This window comes from Arthrobacter sp. GW822-FHT05G07, from assembly GCF_058799755.1.
The window spans coordinates 132482-149000 of the sequence record NZ_JBXALT010000012.1; the positions used below are offsets into that span (position 1 = coordinate 132482).

General features: G+C 62.5%; 17 protein-coding genes and 1 pseudogene. 11 read left to right on the plus strand and 7 right to left on the minus strand.

All coding sequences use genetic code 11. The annotated features are described in order from the left end of the window. Positions 1 to 206 precede the first annotated feature (206 nt). Positions 207 to 2234: a BCCT family transporter gene (locus AC1RJY_RS19775; protein ID WP_011773233.1), complete on the plus strand. Its 2028-nt coding sequence runs from the start codon at positions 207 to 209 to the stop codon at positions 2232 to 2234. A gap of 45 nt (positions 2235 to 2279) precedes the next feature. Further along, on the plus strand, positions 2280 to 2468 hold the full coding sequence (locus AC1RJY_RS19780) for a hypothetical protein (protein ID WP_498603072.1): 189 nt from the start codon (positions 2280 to 2282) through the stop codon (positions 2466 to 2468). Between the two features lie 99 nt (positions 2469 to 2567). Here the strand turns inward: AC1RJY_RS19780 and AC1RJY_RS19785 are convergent, their stop codons facing one another. Next, on the minus strand, positions 2568 to 3248 hold the full coding sequence (locus tag AC1RJY_RS19785; protein WP_011773231.1) for a fasciclin domain-containing protein: 681 nt from the start codon (positions 3246 to 3248) through the stop codon (positions 2568 to 2570). A 200-nt stretch (positions 3249 to 3448) separates the two neighbouring features. Between AC1RJY_RS19785 and AC1RJY_RS19790 the strand changes: the two genes are divergently transcribed. Continuing rightward, positions 3449 to 4021, plus strand: coding sequence for a GNAT family N-acetyltransferase (locus AC1RJY_RS19790; RefSeq protein WP_498603073.1), 573 nt, complete (start codon positions 3449 to 3451; stop codon positions 4019 to 4021). On the opposite strand, the gene AC1RJY_RS19795 is transcribed toward AC1RJY_RS19790, so the two are convergent. Next, positions 4014 to 4778 carry an IclR family transcriptional regulator gene (locus tag AC1RJY_RS19795; protein WP_498603074.1) on the minus strand — a complete coding sequence of 255 codons (765 nt, stop codon included), beginning with the start codon at positions 4776 to 4778 and terminating at the stop codon, positions 4014 to 4016. The genes AC1RJY_RS19790 and AC1RJY_RS19795 overlap by 8 nt on opposite strands. 178 nt (positions 4779 to 4956) lie before the next feature. Between AC1RJY_RS19795 and AC1RJY_RS19800 the strand changes: the two genes are divergently transcribed. The 3 genes and pseudogenes from AC1RJY_RS19800 (at position 4957) to AC1RJY_RS19810 (ending at position 7614) form a co-directional block, all read left to right on the plus strand. Next, positions 4957 to 5688, plus strand: a complete 732-nt coding sequence (locus tag AC1RJY_RS19800; protein ID WP_498603075.1) for a CoA transferase subunit A — start codon at positions 4957 to 4959, stop codon at positions 5686 to 5688. Between the two features lie 19 nt (positions 5689 to 5707). Then, positions 5708 to 6403, plus strand: coding sequence for a 3-oxoacid CoA-transferase subunit B (locus AC1RJY_RS19805; protein WP_498603076.1), 696 nt, complete (start codon positions 5708 to 5710; stop codon positions 6401 to 6403). Then, positions 6400 to 7614 (plus strand): annotated as a pseudogene (locus tag AC1RJY_RS19810) (acetyl-CoA acetyltransferase). Before AC1RJY_RS19805 ends, AC1RJY_RS19810 begins: the two are co-directional and overlap by 4 nt. On the opposite strand, the gene AC1RJY_RS19815 reads toward AC1RJY_RS19810, so the two are convergent. Together AC1RJY_RS19815 and AC1RJY_RS19820 are read right to left on the minus strand one after the other, a co-directional pair. Then, a complete protein-coding gene (locus AC1RJY_RS19815) occupies positions 7615 to 8325 on the minus strand; it encodes an ankyrin repeat domain-containing protein (RefSeq protein ID WP_210064828.1) in 711 nt (236 codons plus the stop codon). 2 nt (positions 8326 to 8327) lie between these two features. Then, positions 8328 to 8903 carry a GlcG/HbpS family heme-binding protein gene (locus tag AC1RJY_RS19820; RefSeq protein WP_498603077.1) on the minus strand — a complete coding sequence of 192 codons (576 nt, stop codon included), beginning with the start codon at positions 8901 to 8903 and terminating at the stop codon, positions 8328 to 8330. A gap of 190 nt (positions 8904 to 9093) precedes the next feature. On the opposite strand from AC1RJY_RS19820, the gene AC1RJY_RS19825 reads away from it, so the two are divergent. The 5 genes from AC1RJY_RS19825 to AC1RJY_RS19845 all read left to right on the plus strand — a co-directional run bounded on the left by AC1RJY_RS19825 (position 9094) and on the right by AC1RJY_RS19845 (position 13349). Continuing rightward, on the plus strand, positions 9094 to 10323 hold the full coding sequence (locus tag AC1RJY_RS19825) for a sensor histidine kinase (protein WP_498603078.1): 1230 nt from the start codon (positions 9094 to 9096) through the stop codon (positions 10321 to 10323). Continuing rightward, a complete protein-coding gene (locus AC1RJY_RS19830; RefSeq protein ID WP_498603079.1) occupies positions 10320 to 10946 on the plus strand; it encodes a response regulator in 627 nt (208 codons plus the stop codon). Before AC1RJY_RS19825 ends, AC1RJY_RS19830 begins: the two co-directional genes overlap by 4 nt. Positions 10947 to 10973: 27 nt before the next feature. Further along, complete coding sequence (locus AC1RJY_RS19835; RefSeq protein ID WP_011773221.1) at positions 10974 to 11540, plus strand: HdeD family acid-resistance protein; 567 nt, start codon at positions 10974 to 10976, stop codon at positions 11538 to 11540. Between the two features lie 70 nt (positions 11541 to 11610). Beyond that, positions 11611 to 12417: an exodeoxyribonuclease III gene (locus AC1RJY_RS19840; RefSeq protein ID WP_011773220.1), complete on the plus strand. Its 807-nt coding sequence runs from the start codon at positions 11611 to 11613 to the stop codon at positions 12415 to 12417. 32 nt (positions 12418 to 12449) lie between these two features. After that, positions 12450 to 13349 carry a DUF8083 family protein gene (locus AC1RJY_RS19845; protein WP_011773219.1) on the plus strand — a complete coding sequence of 300 codons (900 nt, stop codon included), beginning with the start codon at positions 12450 to 12452 and terminating at the stop codon, positions 13347 to 13349. Here the strand turns inward: AC1RJY_RS19845 and AC1RJY_RS19850 are convergent. The 3 genes from AC1RJY_RS19850 to AC1RJY_RS19860 form a co-directional block, all read right to left on the minus strand. Beyond that, positions 13346 to 14413 carry a LacI family DNA-binding transcriptional regulator gene (locus AC1RJY_RS19850; RefSeq protein WP_014920571.1) on the minus strand — a complete coding sequence of 356 codons (1068 nt, stop codon included), beginning with the start codon at positions 14411 to 14413 and terminating at the stop codon, positions 13346 to 13348. The two genes, AC1RJY_RS19845 and AC1RJY_RS19850, sit on opposite strands and share 4 nt — an antisense overlap. Positions 14414 to 14528: 115 nt before the next feature. Next, a complete protein-coding gene (locus AC1RJY_RS19855) occupies positions 14529 to 15491 on the minus strand; it encodes a carbohydrate ABC transporter permease (RefSeq protein WP_011773217.1) in 963 nt (320 codons plus the stop codon). Continuing rightward, positions 15488 to 16453 carry a carbohydrate ABC transporter permease gene (locus AC1RJY_RS19860; RefSeq protein ID WP_011773216.1) on the minus strand — a complete coding sequence of 322 codons (966 nt, stop codon included), beginning with the start codon at positions 16451 to 16453 and terminating at the stop codon, positions 15488 to 15490. Before AC1RJY_RS19860 ends, AC1RJY_RS19855 begins: the two co-directional genes overlap by 4 nt. Between the last annotated feature and the right edge of the window lie 66 nt (positions 16454 to 16519).

Here is a 16519-nt window from a genome sequence, read left to right on the forward strand (position 1 = left end):
GACCGACGACTCAGCCGCCCCCGTCCCACGAACCAGAAGAGGTGAATCATCCCTATCGCCTGCCCGCTCCGTGACCGCGCACTCGGGGAGGCGCCACGGCCCGCCATGATCATCGGATCGGAGGAAGCCCCAACCTTCCCGCCGATCCATTTACCAAGGCCTCGCAGAAACGCAGGCTCATGACACGCCGAGCAAAGGACCCGCTCATGGCTATAAACAGTGACACAAAACCGCTGACACCCGAGGAAATACCTGCCAACGGACACGTGGCAGGTACCCCGGCTGCAGCCAGCCCAACCAACCCCGCCCGCGCGGAGAACCCTGAAGAAGTCATCAGCGTCTCCCCCGACACCACCTTGGCAGCCCTCGACGCTGAGGACGGAGGCGCAGAAATCCTTCCCGATTCTGAAGAGTACGAACAGATCATGGAAGAGCTGCGCCACGCCAAGACCGAGCAGGCCGTTTCGGCCCGCCGGAACCGCAAACTTACTCTCGACAAAGTCACCTTCGGGATCACGGGCGCCATCGCCGTCGCCTTCGTGGTCTGGGGCTTCGTCGGAAGGGACAGCCTTTCCGCGACCTCCAAAGGCGCCCTGAACTGGGTCATGGAGTACACGGGCTGGCTGTTCATGGTCCTCGCATCATTGTTCGTCGTCTTCGTCCTGTGGCTTGCCCTCGGCAAGTTTGGCAACATCCCGCTGGGCAAAGACGGAGAGAAGCCTGAGTTCCGTACCATCTCCTGGGTAGCCATGATGTTCGCCGCAGGCATGGGCATCGGGCTCATGTTCTACGGTGTGGCTGAACCGCTGTACCACTACATCTCACCGCCCCCGGGCACCGTGGACGGCCGCACACCAGCAGCCATCCAGACGGCCATGGCCACATCCATCTTCCACTGGACCTTGCACCCCTGGGCCATGTACGCAGTGGTCGGCATCGCCATGGCCTACGGCACCTACCGGCTGGGCCGCAAGCAACTGGTCTCCGCAGCCTTCACATCGCTTTTCGGCATCCGCATGGTGGAAGGTCCGCTTGGGAAGTTCATCAACATCCTGGCCATCTTCGCCACGCTCTTCGGAACCGCCGCCTCACTGGGCCTCGGCGCACTCCAGATCGGCAGCGGCATGACATCCAATGGATGGCTGGGTGAGGTCGGCACTCCCGTGCTGGTGGTCATCGTCGCGATTCTGACCTTCTGCTTCGTGGCATCCGCTGTTTCAGGCATCAGCCGCGGCATCCAGTGGCTCTCCAACATCAACATGGTGTTGGCGGTTGTCCTGGCCCTTATTGTGTTCGTTGCCGGTCCCACCCTGTTCATCCTCAATCTCATCCCTTCCGCCGTGGGTGACTACGCCAGGGACCTCGCCGAAATGTCCTCACGGACCGAAGCTGTGGGAGACGACTCCCTGCGCAGCTGGATGACCAGCTGGACCATCTTCTACTGGGCTTGGTGGATCTCCTGGACGCCCTTCGTCGGAATGTTCATCGCCCGCATCAGCCGTGGCCGCACCATCCGCCAATTCGTCACCGGCGTCCTGCTGGTGCCCAGCGTTGTCAGCGTCATCTGGTTCGGCATTTTCGGCGGGGCTGCGTTCCACGTCCAGCAAGAAGCTGACAAAGCCGGCACACCGGGCCTTGTAACCATGGTGGACGGCGCGCCCTCCATCAACTTCGACGGTGCGCTCTTCGATCTGGTCAAGAACCTTGGCATGCCTGGTTGGCTGACCGCAGCCGTCATTGTCCTGGCCATGGTCCTGGTGGCGATATTCTTCGTCACCGGCGCCGACGCAGCCTCCATCGTGATGGGATCCCTCAGTTCCAATGGTGCCGAGCACCCGCGTCGAGGAGTGGTGATCTTCTGGGGAAGCCTCACCGGCGCAGTGGCAGCAGTCATGCTGCTTGCAGGCGGCGATAAACCATCGGAAGCGTTGTCAGGCCTGCAAAGAGTAACCATCGTGGCGGCGCTGCCTTTCGTGATCGTCATGCTGCTGCTCTGTTTCGCACTGGTCAAAGACCTCCGTCGCGACCCGCTGCAGTTGCACAAGCGCTTGGCCACTTCAGTGGTGGAACGAGCCATCCGGACGGGCGTCGAACAACACGGCGGCGTTCAGTTTGACCTCGTCACCAAGCACGATTGCGCTGAAAAATGCACGGAGTCCGACTGCGTCGGGGGAACACCCACGGGAACCATTCCGTTGGTTGGCAAACCCCAACTGGAATCAGACGACAAATAGCCCGGCTTCAACGGACCCTCACTTAAGACATCAGGAAGGTTTACCATGTCCAAAAACGCTACCCAGGGCACCCTTCGCCTCAACACTCAGTCCAGCGCCCAGGCCGGCAAGGATGTGACTCTTACCTTGGACTCATCCAAACCAATGACAGTGCGTATTGAGGTTGACCACTGCCCCTGCGGGTCCGAACACAACCGGGCCGGCTCCTACGTCGACACTGACTTCAGCCGCTAGAGCCCAACACAACAACTAGTCCCTACACAACAAAGCAGGCGCCGGATTCCGGCGCCTGCTTTGCTGTGTTTCCTAGAGCGTTTCCTAGAGCGCTATGGCCTATTTGGGCATCAGCACTGAATCGATCAGGTAAACCGTGGCGTTGGCGGTCTGAACACCACCGCAGATCACGTTGGAAGCTCCGTCAACCGTGAGGGCATCCTTGGTGCCGGCAACCGTCACTTCGCCACCCTGGACAGTCTTGTGGGTGCCGACGACCTGGTCCGGGGTCAGCTGACCGGGGACTACGTGGTAGGTGAGAATCTTGCTCAGCAGGGCATCGTCCGTCTTGAGCGTCTCGATTGTGGCGGGGTCGATCTTGGCGAAAGCATCGTCAACCGGTGCGAACACCGTGAATTCGCTGCCGTTCAGGGTGGAGACCAAGTCAACCTTGGGGTTGAGCTGACCCGAAACGGCGGCGGTCAGGGTCTTGAGCAGCGGGTTGTTCGATGCTGCTACGGCTACCGGGTCCTGGGCCATGCCCATTACCGAACCGGCACCGTCCGGAACCTGTGCGGCGTAACCGGCGCAGCCGGGGCCCACAAGGTTAGCGGCCGGATCCATGGCAGCGCTGGACATGGCGGAGGCCGACGGCGACGGTGCCGCCATGGAGGTTTCCGGGGCGGCAGACGAAGCAGCCGGCGTGCTGGTGGTGCTTGAACCACCACAGGCAGTAAGTCCGAGAAGGGCGGCTGCAGTGAGGCCAACGAAGGCGAGGGCGGGGCGCTTTGTGGACAACATGTCATTCTCCTTGTTTTTGGAACCAGGGCGTTGGATCCATTGGTTGGCGGGACACGGGCTGAAAGTGATGCTTTTGCTTCACTAGCGGTTTGTGTCTCATCAGCTATTCGGAGGATGGGACGGGGTGGATGGGTGCGAATTGAAAAAGTTTTTATTCGTGATTGCTGCGGCGGGGCGTAACCCGGTGACAGGATGGGCGGATGGCAATCGATGTTCGACCCGCGACGGTGTTCGATGACGTGAAAACCATGGTGGGGCCCAAGAGCCCCGATGCGAATGTGTGCTGGTGCCTGAGCTACCGGATCCCGTCGAAACTGAACCAGGAGCTCCAGAGGCAGGAGCGCGGGAAGTTCGTGAAGCAGCTGGTAGCTGAGGACCCGCCCCCAGGCGTTTTAGCCTACGACGGCGACGAAGTAGTCGGGTGGGCAGCGGTTCACCCGCGCGCGGACACCACTTTTGCGAAGAACCGCAAGATCCCCCAGGTGGATGAGAGCAACGTGTGGTCGGTCTGGTGTATTCGGGTGAGGCCCGGGCATCGCGGCAAGGGCATTTCGCACGAGTTACTGCGTGGGGCGATTGACTTCGCCAAGAGCCAAGGCGCGCCTGCCATCGAGGGTTACCCCGTGGACAACAAGGGCGGCAAGGTGGATCTGACCATGGCATACGTGGGCACCCGCCGACTGTTCGAGAAGGCCGGTTTCACAAAGGTCGCGGAAACGACGTCCGTGCTCAACGGCTTCCCCAGGGTGCTCATGCGCCTAGACCTCAGCTAGCGCCTTGTAACCGCGCGGTCATTCGGTGCGCTTCCTCGAGCAACAGTTTGCCCAGGAACTCTTGGCGGTCCGGCCGGAATCTTGACTCAATGCCTGTCAAGGAAAGAGCCCACGCCGGCCTTCCCTGCTGGTCAAACACTGCAGCGCCCATCCCCCAGCTGCCCTCAAGAATCAGCCCGGGATTTACGGAGTAGCCGGCCAAACGGGTCTGCTCCAGGTTGTCCCGCACTACGCCGGGCGGATGTCCCGCGGCAAAGTCGCCCGCATGCCCCGGCCAGTCGTTGAGCAACGATTCCTGCTCTTCGGGAGGCAGGAAAGCCATGATCGCCGTCCCTGCCGACGCGACTCCCAGCGGGAACCGCACCCCCTCGTGCAGCACGAAGGAACGCACGGGGAACGAGCCCTCCTCCCGCAACACGCACACGGTTTCGTTTCCACGACGTATGGAGAAGAAGGCACTCTCCCCTGTCTCGGCAGCCAACCGGCGCAGCGACGGCCGGGCGATGTCCTCCATGGGGAAACGTGCAGCAGCTACGGATCCCAGCAGGAAGATCTCCGGGCCCAGCACCCATTTTCCAGAGTCTGAATCGTGCTCCAACAGCCCTTCAGCAGCCAGCGACGTCAGCAGCCGGTGCACGGTTGGCCTGGTCAGCCCGGACTCACGTACCAAGCCAGCCAATGAGGTGCCTTCGGGCTTGCGTCCCACCAGGCGAAGCAGCAGGGCTACCCGGCCTACTACTTGTGCTCCCTGAACCATCACGGCACCCTTTCGAATAATTCATCCACAATATGGACACCTTTAAGCGTAGCGTCCACAGCGTGAGTCACCAACACATCCTGCCGTTGACCCGCATCCGCAAGAACCCTAGGCTCCACTACAGAGGAACTCAGTCCACAAAGTGGATACGCACAAAAAACTCAAAGAGGAGTCAAGCATGGCCAAGATCCACACCAGCGCAGCCCAAGCGCTCCATGACCTCATGGCAGACGGCTTGACCATCGCCGTCGGCGGCTTTGGCCTCAGCGGTATCCCCGCGGACCTGATCGACGCCGTCCGTGAGTCGGGCGCCAAGGACCTCACCATCGTTTCCAACAACATGGGCGTGGACGGCAAGGGCCTTGGGGTCCTGATTGAAGCGGGCCAGGTCCGGAAGGTCATCGCGCCCTACGTGGTTGAGAACAAGCTCTTCGCCGAGCAATACCTCGCTGGCCAGCTCGAGGTTGAGTTCACCCCGCAGGGCACACTCGCCGAACGTCTCCGGGCCGGGGGCGCCGGCATTCCTGCTTTCTACACACGAACCGGCGTGGGCACGTTGGTTGCCGAAGGCAAGCCGTTGGAAGAGTTCGACGGCGTGACGTACGTCCGCGAGCGCGCCATCACCGCCGACGTCGCGCTGGTCCACGCCCACACCGCCGATACCGACGGCAATCTGGTGTACCGCTACACGGCCCGGAACTTCAATCCTGTGGTCGCCACAGCTGGCAAGGTGACCATCGCCGAGGCCGAGGTCATCGTGCAACCGGGCGAGCTGGATCCCAACCACATCGACACCCCGGGCGTCTACGTGCAGCGGCTCGTCCAAGCAATCAACCGGGTCAAGGACATCGAACAGCGCACTGTCCGCCCGCGCCCGGAGGCACGGCGCGCTGAAGCACTGACGGCCTGAGGCAAAGGAGCACATCATCATGGCATGGACACGTGACCAGATGGCCGCGATTGCGGCCGAAGAACTGAACGACGGCGACTACGTAAATCTCGGCATCGGCATTCCAACGTTGGTGGCCAACAACCTGCCCGACGGCGTGCGGGTGGTGCTCCAGAGCGAGAACGGCCTGCTGGGCATGGGCCCGTTCCCGTTTGAGGGCGAGGAGGACGCGGACCTTATTAATGCCGGCAAGCAAACCGTCACCATTACCCCCGGTGGCAGCATTTTCGACTCCGCCACGTCGTTCGGCATGATCCGCGGCGGGCACGTGAAGGTGGCCATCCTGGGCGCCATGCAGGTGTCCGGGTCCGGCGACCTTGCCAACTGGACCATCCCCGGCAAGATGGTCAAAGGCATGGGCGGCGCCATGGACTTGGTGGCCGGGACGCCCCGGGTGGTTGTCCTCACCGAGCACAACGCCAAGGACGGTTCGGCCAAGATCGTCACCGACTGCACGCTCCCGCTCACGGGGCTCAAATGCGTTGACCGGATCATCACCGACCTCGCCGTTTTCGACATCGTGCCTGACGCGGAAATACACGACGGCGGCACGCGCCTGCTACTGACCCGCCTCGCACCAGGCCTCACGGTAGAAGAAATCCGCATCAAGACCGACGCGGCGTTCACGGTAGCGCTGACGGCTGAAGAACCCACGCTAGAAGGAGCACACTCATGAGCCTGAAGGATCAGTTCGGCAAAGACATCCTGCTCACGGGGTGGGGCCACAGCAAGTTCGGGAAGCTCACTGATGACACCCTGGAGTCGTTGATCGTCCAGGTGGCCGGCGAAGCCATCAAGAACTCTGGGCTGGACCCCAAGGACATTGACGAGATTTACCTCGGGCAGTTCAACTCCGGCATGTAGCCACTGGGCTTCACTTCCTCATTGGCGCTCCAGCTCTCCGCGGACCTTGCCAACGTCCCCGCAACACGCACCGAGAACGCCTGCGCTTCCGGTTCCGCGGCGTTCCAACAAGGTGCTAAAGCTGTCCTGTCTGGAACTGCCCGCAACGTCCTGGTGATCGGCGCTGAGAAGATGACCGACGCCGGCGCGGACGTTGTGGGAGCAGCGCTGCTCGGTGCTTCCTACGAGATGGCCGGTAAAGCGTCCTCCACCGGTTTCACCGGCCTGTTCGCGGAGGTAGCCAAGCACTACGACAAGCGGTACGGGGCAGGAATCAACGGCCCGGGCTTTGAAAATGGCCTCGGCGACGTCCTCGGTTCCATCGCCGCCAAGAACCATCGCAACGGCATGGACAACCCGTACGCCCAAATGCACCGGGACTTCGGCGTTGAGTTCTGTCGGACCATCTCCGAGAAGAACCCCATGGTGGCCGAACCCTTGCGCCGCACCGACTGTTCGCCGGTCTCCGACGGTGCTGCCGCCGTCGTGCTGTCCACGTCGGCGACCGGAGGCGCAACCGCACCAGTGCGGCTTGCTGGGTTCGGCCACGCCAACGACTTCTTCCCCGCAGAGAAGCGCGACCCCACGGAGTTCGCCGCCACGAGGGCTTCGTGGGAACGCGCGCTGGGCATGGCGGGCGTGGACATTGAGGACCTGGACTTCGCCGAGGTGCATGACTGCTTCACCATCGCCGAACTCATCATGTACGAGGCCATGGGTCTTACTCCCCGCGGCGAGGGCGCACGTGCCATCAAGGAAGGTTGGGTCTACAAAGACGGCAAGCTGCCCATCAACGTCTCCGGCGGCCTGAAAGCCAAGGGGCATCCGGTGGGCGCGACGGGCGTATCGCAGCACGTCATCGCCGCGATGCAACTCAGCGGCACCGCAGGAGACATGCAGCTGCCCAACGCCCGCCGCGGCGCCGTCCAGAACATGGGCGGCGTGGGCATCGCCAACTACGTGAGTGTGCTGGAAGCGCTGTAGCTAGCGGTTGCGGATCAGCGCCGCGATCTCCGTAAACCCGAGCCGCTCTGCATTCTGCAGGGCGGTTCGGCCTTGGGGGTCGCGGATGTCCGGGGTGGCTCCCGCTGCCAGGAGTTGCCGGACCACGTCCTGCTGATTGGGCCCACCATTGTTAAGCAGGATCGCTTCCTGCATGGCGGTCCACCCCAAATTGTTGACGTGGTCCACGGGCACGCCTGCTGCGATCAGAATCCGAACAGTTTCCGTGTGCCCATGCTCGCTCGCTGGGATCAGGGCAGTACCGCCGTACCGATTGGTGCTGCGAACATCCGCTCCTGCAGCCAACGTCAGCTGCAGGACCTCGTTGAAACCCTCGGCGCCGGCGTAGAGGAACGCGGAGTCCTGAATCTCGTCCTTCGCGTTGACGTTCCCACCCGCCGCGATCAGTTCGCGGACCTTCGCAGCGTCGTTGGCTTTCGCGGCGAGGATGAGGAGTCGGTCGGTTTCGATTTGGGCCTCCGGTGAGAGTTTGGCTTCCGCTGATTGTTGGGCCGGCACAGCAGCCGACGACGCCGGCCCGGGACCGGCGTTCGACGACGCGGCTTGGGTGGGGGTTGCTTGAGTCGGCGTCGGGCTGGAAGGCGACGGGGCCGCCGTCGTACATCCGGACAGCAGCCCGAGCACCAGCACGCCCGCCCCCACCACCCGCGCTTTTGTACCGAGGGCGTTCATGGCTACTTCGCTGCTGCGGCCAAGGCATCGGCGCCGGCAGTGGCGCAGGCTTCGTCGAGTGCGCCGTCGGGTGCGCCGCCAACTCCGATGCCCGCAACGGAAACGCCGTTGACCTTCAGCGGAACGCCACCCGGCAGGAAGAGGGTCCCGGGGAGGTCGGCGATGGACGGGCCGTTGCCGTTGATGCGCTTGGCGAGCTCGCTGGTTGGAGCGCCGAAGGCTGCTGCCGTGTAGGCCTTCTGCTTGGCGGCTTCGATGGTGTGCTCGGCGGCGTTGTCACCGCGAAGGAGGGCCTGGACGGTGCCGAAGCGGTCAACCAGGGCCACGGTCACGAACGGCAGCTTGTCGGCCTGGCACTTGGCCAGCGCCGCGTTGACGGCTGCGCTGGAGGCGCCCACGGAGATGCGGTTCTGGGCGACGACATTTTCCGGCGCGGGCAGGACGTCTGCGGCAACCTTCACGGGCGCTGCAACAGGCGCGGCAGCGGGTGCCACTGCGTTGGCCACGGCCGTCACTCCGCCGGTGAGCAACAATGCTCCGGCAGCTGCGGCGGCAATCATCTTCTTGGACTTCTTCACTGTGTTCTCCTCGTAGTAAGCATCGGGTACAGCTCCATGCTTCCGCGAATGTCCCCACGCCACATCGGCCGGCCGCCGTGCACGGGCTCAACCTTTCCTCCACCGGTATCAGCCAAAAGGTGGAGAGACCAACCACTCCGCGGGGACCTAGCATGGAAAGAACGCCTTCAACTGAAACCGGGAACCGCCCATGCCAACTACCCGCTTACGGCCCGAACCTGGCAACCAGCCCAGCAACCGGATCGATGGCCGTCTTGATGCCGTAGTGCATTCGGGCTTTGCCGTGCTGATGGTGGCCTCCGCGGTCAGGTACGTCATGCGTCACTCCCCCGCCGACAACCTGTGGACCGTCGCCATGGCCATAGCCGTGTGTGCGCTGTATGCGGTCACCGCCGTGCTGGCCCATCGGCAACCACGTCGGGGTAGGCAACAGCTGTGGATTCCGTGGATGGTCGCGTTAGTGGCAGCATGGGCCGCGCTGGTGGTGGTCGCTCCGAGCTTCGCCTGGTGTTCCTTCGCCATCTTCTTCCTCACGCGCACGGCCTTCCGGGGATGGTCGGGCTACGTGGCGGGCGGTGCGACGGCGGCCGCTACCGCCGTCGGCCTCTTCCGGATGAGCGACTGGACGGACATCGCCATGCTGCTCGGGCCCCTCGCGGCGGGCGCCCTGCTCACGCTGATCTACGACAAGATTGAACGCGACGCGGCACTGCAACGCAGGCTTTTCGACGACGTCACCCAGGCCCAGGAGCAACTCGCCGCCAAGCAACGTGAAGCCGGAATCGCCACCGAACGCGAGCGCGTTTCGCAAGAAATCCACGACACCGTGACCCAAGGCCTGGCCAGCAGCCTGCTCCTCCTTGAGGCGGCCCAACGGTCATGGCCAGCCGAAACCGCCCATGACGACGTACGCAAGGCAACGGATTTGCTCAGACGCAACCTCGCCGACACCCGCAGCCTGGTGCACGAACTCTCCGCCCCCGGCCTCGAGACGGGTCCGCTCCCGGAGGCCTTGGAACATGCAGCACGGCAATATGTGGATAACATCAGCGTCCAGGTCACCGGTGAGCCTCAGCCCCTTCCTTCCGAGGTGCGGCATGCCCTGCTCCGCGTCACGCAAAGCGCAGCTGCCAACATCAAACTCCACGCCCACGCGAACCACGCCAGTGTGACTGTGGGGTACCTTCCGGACGCGGTCACCCTGGACGTGTTCGACGACGGCCGCGGCTTTGATCCCGCAGCGTTGCCTCCGCCGTCGGCAAACGGAGGATACGGCCTGCGGGCCATGCGGCAGCGGGTTGAACAGTTGGGCGGAGAATTATCTGTGGAGAGCTCGCCCGGCGAAGGAACCATCATCGCGGCGCAGTTCCCGCTGACCCGGCCTGCTGATCCGGAAAACGCTCCGAAGGAGGCCCGATGAACAGCATCTCCGTGCTCCTCGTGGACGACCACACCGTAGTCCGGAGCGGACTCAAGGCGCTGTTGGGCACCCAAGGCGATATCGCCGTCGTCGGGGAAGCGTCCTCCGGTGAGGAAGCCCTGGAAGCCGCCCAAGAGCATATGCCCGCGGTAGTCCTCATGGATTTGGCCATGGGTGCCGGGATGGATGGCATCGAGGCCATCAAGCAACTCCGTCAGCGGAACCCGAAGCAGGCCGTCATCGTGTTCACCACCTACGATTCGGACGCCGACATCGTCCGCGCGGTGGACGCCGGAGCCATGGGCTATTTGCTCAAGGACGCGGCCCCGGAGGAGATCTTCGCGGCCGTTCGGGGCGCTGTGCAGGGGAAGAGCGTGATGAGTGCGCCGGTGGCTTCGCGCCTGTTCCAACAATTGCGGAATCCTGATGAGATCCTCACTCCCCGCGAAGCAGAGCTGCTCAGCCTCCTCACCGAAGGCCTCAGCAACCGCGACCTCGGGAAACGGCTGTTTATCTCGGAGGCAACTGTCAAAACCCACCTCGCGCACATCTACGCCAAATTGGGTGTCGAAACGCGTGCCGCAGCAATTGCCACAGCTATCCGGCGAGAGGGGATGCGGTAAAGGCGGCTGGTTGGATACGCTGACCGTATGTCGGACGTAGCGGATCGCAAAATGTTCAAAAACCCGGGAACTGCTTTGCTGGTCCGGGGAGTCCTTTCCATAGTTTTCGGCCTATTGATCATTGTTTTGCCCAGCGCCACCGCATTGGTGGTAGTTGTCATGTTCGGAGTTTTCGCAATCATTGACGGCATTACCAGCGTGGCGCATTACTTTTACGACCCCGCCGGCCGTTCCCGCTGGACCGTAGTAGGTGGGTTCATCTCCATTGCGGCCGGCATTGTGGCAATTGCCTTGCCGGGAATCACGGCAGCAGCAATCGGTGTCCTCATTGGCTTGTGGGCCCTGGTCCTGGGCCTTTCCCAAATCATCCTGTCCCTTGCCGCGAGGAATTTTATCCGGAGCTGGGGTATCTGGCTCCTGACGGGCCTGGTGACCACCGTGTTCGGGATTGTTGTGCTGGTGAATCCGGGTCTCGGTCTGCTGAGCCTGGTGTGGATGTTGGCAGGGTTCGCGATTGTGACGGGCTTGCTGTTGCTCGCGTCCGGCATCGGGCTCCGCAAGCTGGCCACTTCACCGCCGTTGTTCGCCCGCTGACCCTGAGAGTCCCCCGGGTAAAAAGCCGTCAGGGGATGCGCTCAGCGCCAAGTTCGGTAAGTTAGTGGCTGTGAAGATAGCAACCTGGAATGTGAACTCCCTCCGCGCCCGTGCCGACCGCGTTGAAGCCTGGCTTGAGCGCAGCGACTGTGATGTCCTTGCCATCCAGGAGACCAAGTGCAAGGACGAGAACTTCCCGTGGGAGCTCTTTGAACGCATGGGTTACGAGGTTGCGCACTTTGGGGTGAACCAGTGGAACGGCGTTGCCATCGCTTCCCGTGTGGGTTTGGACGATGTGCAGCGCACCTTCCTGGACCAGCCGGCGTTCGGCAAGGCAGGCAAGGATCCCGCACAGGAAGCCCGTGCCATCGCAGCCACCTGCGGCGGCATCCGCATCTGGAGCCTCTACGTGCCCAACGGCCGTTCACTGGACGACGAACACATGCCGTACAAGATCAAATGGCTGGACGTCCTGCAGGGCCACGCAGCCGAATGGGTAAAGTCCGAACCGACCGCCCAGATCGCACTCATGGGTGACTGGAACATCGCTCCCTTCGACGACGACGTGTGGGACATCGAGCTCTTCCGCAACAACAATTACACCCACGTCAGCGAACCCGAGCGCGCCGCCTTCCACGCCTTCGAAACAGCCGGATTCACCGACGTCGTCCGTCCCTACACTCCGGGCCCGGGCGTCTACACGTACTGGGATTACACGCAGCTGCGCTTCCCCAAGAAGGAAGGCATGCGCATCGACTTCTGCCTCGCATCACCGGCTCTGGCATCGCGGGTCACCGGCGCTTCCATCGACCGCGAGGAACGCAAGGGCAAGGGCGCTTCGGACCACGCTCCCGTCATCGTAGAGCTTGCAGACTAAGTACAAGGTCACTGACGAAAGGGGCGGCTGACATGACTGGAAACCTGTATCGGGGCCAGGCAGGTCTGCCGTTCTCGTCGTCGCTGCGCATTTACGAGCCCCTCGAGGCCTTCCCGCCCGAGCAGCAGCGCCAACTCGTGGCGGAGGGCAGCAAGGCGGGTTCCCGGGCCGCCATCGAAAATGCGGAGCTCCAAGCCTCCCTGGGACGCATCACGCGCTCCGGCGGTGACCCCTTCCCCACCGGCCGCACTGACCTGGTGCGCATGACGCGGGTGCCGGGCGGACGGCACGCGGCGGGGTCGGCGACGGCGGCGAATAAAGAAGATCACGACGCCGGACGGCTGCTCTACTGCCCCAGCCAGCTGGTGATTCGGGCCGGCCTGGCAGCGAACGCGCTCATGGACGGCGTGCACAGTCCGCTGGCCGATCTTCTTATTCCGGTATCGCAGCGGGACAAGCACCAAATCAGGATCGATCGCATCAATGCCGGGGAAGACGCCAAACGCGTGCATACCCGAGCCTCAACCTGGGGAATCCCGTTCAGTTGGTTCTCTCTCTTCACCGAGTCGGACCGCAAGGACGTGGTGGAATCCGAGGGGCGCATTCTGACCGTCCGGGTATGGACACCCATCACTGAGGCCCTGGACCGGGCACGCTTCGCCGTGGCCCACCTGGCTTTGGCAGCGCCGGACTTGGACATGCTGGACGACCTGACGCAGCTCACGGAATGGCTGGAACTTTTCCATGTTCAGTCCATGGTGGAGCTGGATTATGGTGCCGTAGCTGACAAGGTGTACCCGGACGAATCCCCCATGGATGTCCGGCTCGGCATCGAGTGCTTGGCTGAAGGCGACATGACCGGCGCGGCAGCTGCGTACCGACGGCTCGCCTCGCGGTGGATTCCCATCCGGCAGTTGGCGCGGGCTTCCTAGCTTGGCTGTCCAGGAAAGGTGGGCGGGGCTGTTGTCTCCCGGACAATCAGCTTGTGGGGTGCCACCTCTGAATGCACCGCTCCCGGGTTGCCGTCCAGCTCATCCAGGAGCATTTTGGTGGCCAGCTCCGCCTGATTGTCGGGCCGTTGGCCCACGGTTGTGAGCCCGATGGACGACGAGAAGTCATGGTCGTCGATCCCGATGACTGAGAGGTCCTGCGGCACCCTGACGCCGTGACGCCCCGCCTCGAAAATGACGCCCATCGCCATCTCGTCGGACGAGCAGAAGATGGCTGTCGGTTTACGGCCGGGCTGACTCCAGAGCCGGTTGAACGCCTGCTGTCCGCTGGCGACAGTGAAGTCCCCCCATTGGTCCCATTCAGGACGGACTGCCAGGCCGGCGTCGGTCATCACTTCCTGGAAGGCGCGGATACGCACGCGGGGAACGTCGAAGTTCAGGTCCGTTTCATCGTCGCCATGAAGCAAAGCGATGTCCTTGTGGCCCAGGTCCAGCAGATGCCGCACGGCGGTGGACGCGGCGTCGTAATCATTGATGCCGATGTACGCGCAATCCTCAACATGACCACCCACCACTACCAGCGGGATGTCGATCTTGTGGAGGTGTTCCAGCTCTTCCTCGGTCAAGGACATGCATAGCACCAGCAGGGCATCTATCTGCTTGTAGACCATGGTGGAACTGAAGAGCCGCTCACGGTTGCTGCCGTGGCCGCCCAAATTGAACAAGGACAGGTTGTACTTGCGGGAATGCAGTTCCCGGTCTGCGCCTTCGATGGCCTTGGAAAAAAACCAGCGACTAACGAAAGGGGCCAGCACGCCGATGGTGCGTGTGCGGCCCGTCGCCAGACCCGAGGCCGACGACGACGCCACGTACCCCAGGGAACTGGCTACTTCGAGGATCTTTTCTCGGGTTGCTGGAGACACCCGGGGCAGTCCGCGGACCGCCCTGGAGACAGTGGCGGTGGAGACTCCGGCAGCCGCTGCGACGTCCTCGATGCTAACGCCCGTATGGCCGCCGCGTTGGGATCTACCCGTTGTTTTTGACACAGGCTCCCCTCTCCGGCCGCCGTTGCTCCGCCTTCACACCTTAATTGTGGACTTGTGGTTTGCAGCCCTCGGTTACGCGGCGACGTAATGCGCAACGCAACCGAGGCTGCGGTTCCTACCCCTTGAGGCCACCGGAGAGCAGGCCGCGCACGAAGTAGCGCTGCAATCCGAAGAACACCAGGAGCGGGACGATGATGGAAACGAATGCCGCTGCCGGGTTGAGGTAGTCCCTGGCGCCACGAGTACCGGAGATCTCAGCCAGACGCTGGGTAATCGGGGCCACGTCGGCTGTTCCACCGGAGAACACCAGCGCCACCAGCAGGTCATTCCACACCCACAGGAACTGGAAGATTGCCAGGGAAGCAAGCGCAGGCACCGACAACGGCAGGATGATCCGCCAGAAGATGGTGCTGTGTCCGGCACCGTCCACCCTTGCTGCTTCAATGACTTCACCGGGAATCTCGGAGATGAAGTTGTGGAGCAGGAAGATGCCCAGCGGGAGGCCGAACATGGTGTGAGCTATCCACAGCTGCGCGTACGAGCCCGCGGGGAGTTGCAGGGTCTGCGTGAAGAATTGCAGGAGCGGAATCAGGGCCATCTGGAGCGGGATGATCTGCAGGGCAAAGACGAAGATGAAGAGTGCGTCACGGCCCTTGAACTTCCCCCATGCGAAAACGTATGCGGCCATTGACGCCAGCACCAGCACAAAGATGGTGACCGGGATGACGATGGCTATGGAGTTGACGAAGTACTGGGAGAGGTTGGCAGATTGCGAGCCGGCCGGGGTCAGGACGTCCGCGTAGTTCTTGAACGTGAAGTCCCAGTCAACAAAGGCATTCCACCAGCCGTTGGAGCGGGGACCCACCTGCTTGGCGGCCGGACGGAACGAGGTGACAAACAGGCCGAACGTCGGCACGGACCATACGACGGCGATGATGATCGCTGCCGCTGTTGCCCACTTGGAGGTGAGCTTCGTCTTGACCCGACGCATGATCGGCTGGGCGTCCTCCGTGGGATCGGATCCAGGACGCTGCCGGGTGGCCTTCGAGGCCTCTTTCGGGGCTGGCGTGGCTGTCAATGGATCTCCCTTTGCTTGCGAAGGACTCGAGCGTTGTACACGACGATCGGCAGCACCATCAGGAACAGGATCAGGGCCAGTGCGGCACCTCGTCCTGGCTCACCGGCACGGAAAGCCTGCGTGTACATTTCGTTGGCAACCACGGACGTGTCGTAGTTGCCTGCCGTCATGGTTCGGACAATATCGAAGACCTTCAGCGTGGCGATGGTAATGGTTGTGAGCACCACCACCAAGGCTCCGCGGATACCGGGGACCGTGACATTGCGGAACTGTTGCCAGGCGTTGGCCCCATCCAGACGGGCTGCTTCGATGAGCTCCACGGGGACACCCTTGATAGCAGCGGAGAGAATCACCATGGCAAAGCCGGTCTGGATCCAGACCATGACGATGATGAGGAAGATGGTGTTTTCCGGTGCGTCCAGAAGGAACTGCTTGGGATCCATGCCCAAGGCGTCCCGGAAGAAGTTGATGACACCGGTCTGCTCGATGTTTGGACCGCGGTAGTCATATACGAGCTTCCAAATGATGCCTGCGCCCACAAAGGAGATGGCCATCGGCATGAAGACCAACGACTTCAGAACCCGCTCGCCACGGGCTTTGTCGATGAACACTGCATATGCAAGTCCAAAGCTTGTGGACAGCAAGGGAACCAGGACGGTCCAGATGACGGTGTTCCGCAGAGTGGTCAGAGCCTCTGGCTGCGTGAACATCCAGACAAAGTTGTCAAAGCCGTTGCCGTTGCCACTGGCATCCGTGAACGCCAGCATTGACGTGCGAATGGCCGGATAAACAAGGCCCACCAGCATCAGGATCGCGGCAGGGGCAAGGAAGCCGGCCACGGTGACTTTGTCCTTGACTGATTTCGGAGCCCTGTCCACCAGCAACATGATGAGGCCGATAACCGCTGCGAATATCGCCAGGGCTATCACTACTTGAAGGAGTTTTTCTCCTATAAATTCCATACCCAACCTCCGGGGCGTGAGTGAATCACTAAGTTCCGGGAAAAGCGCTGCCTCCCCGCCTGGGAG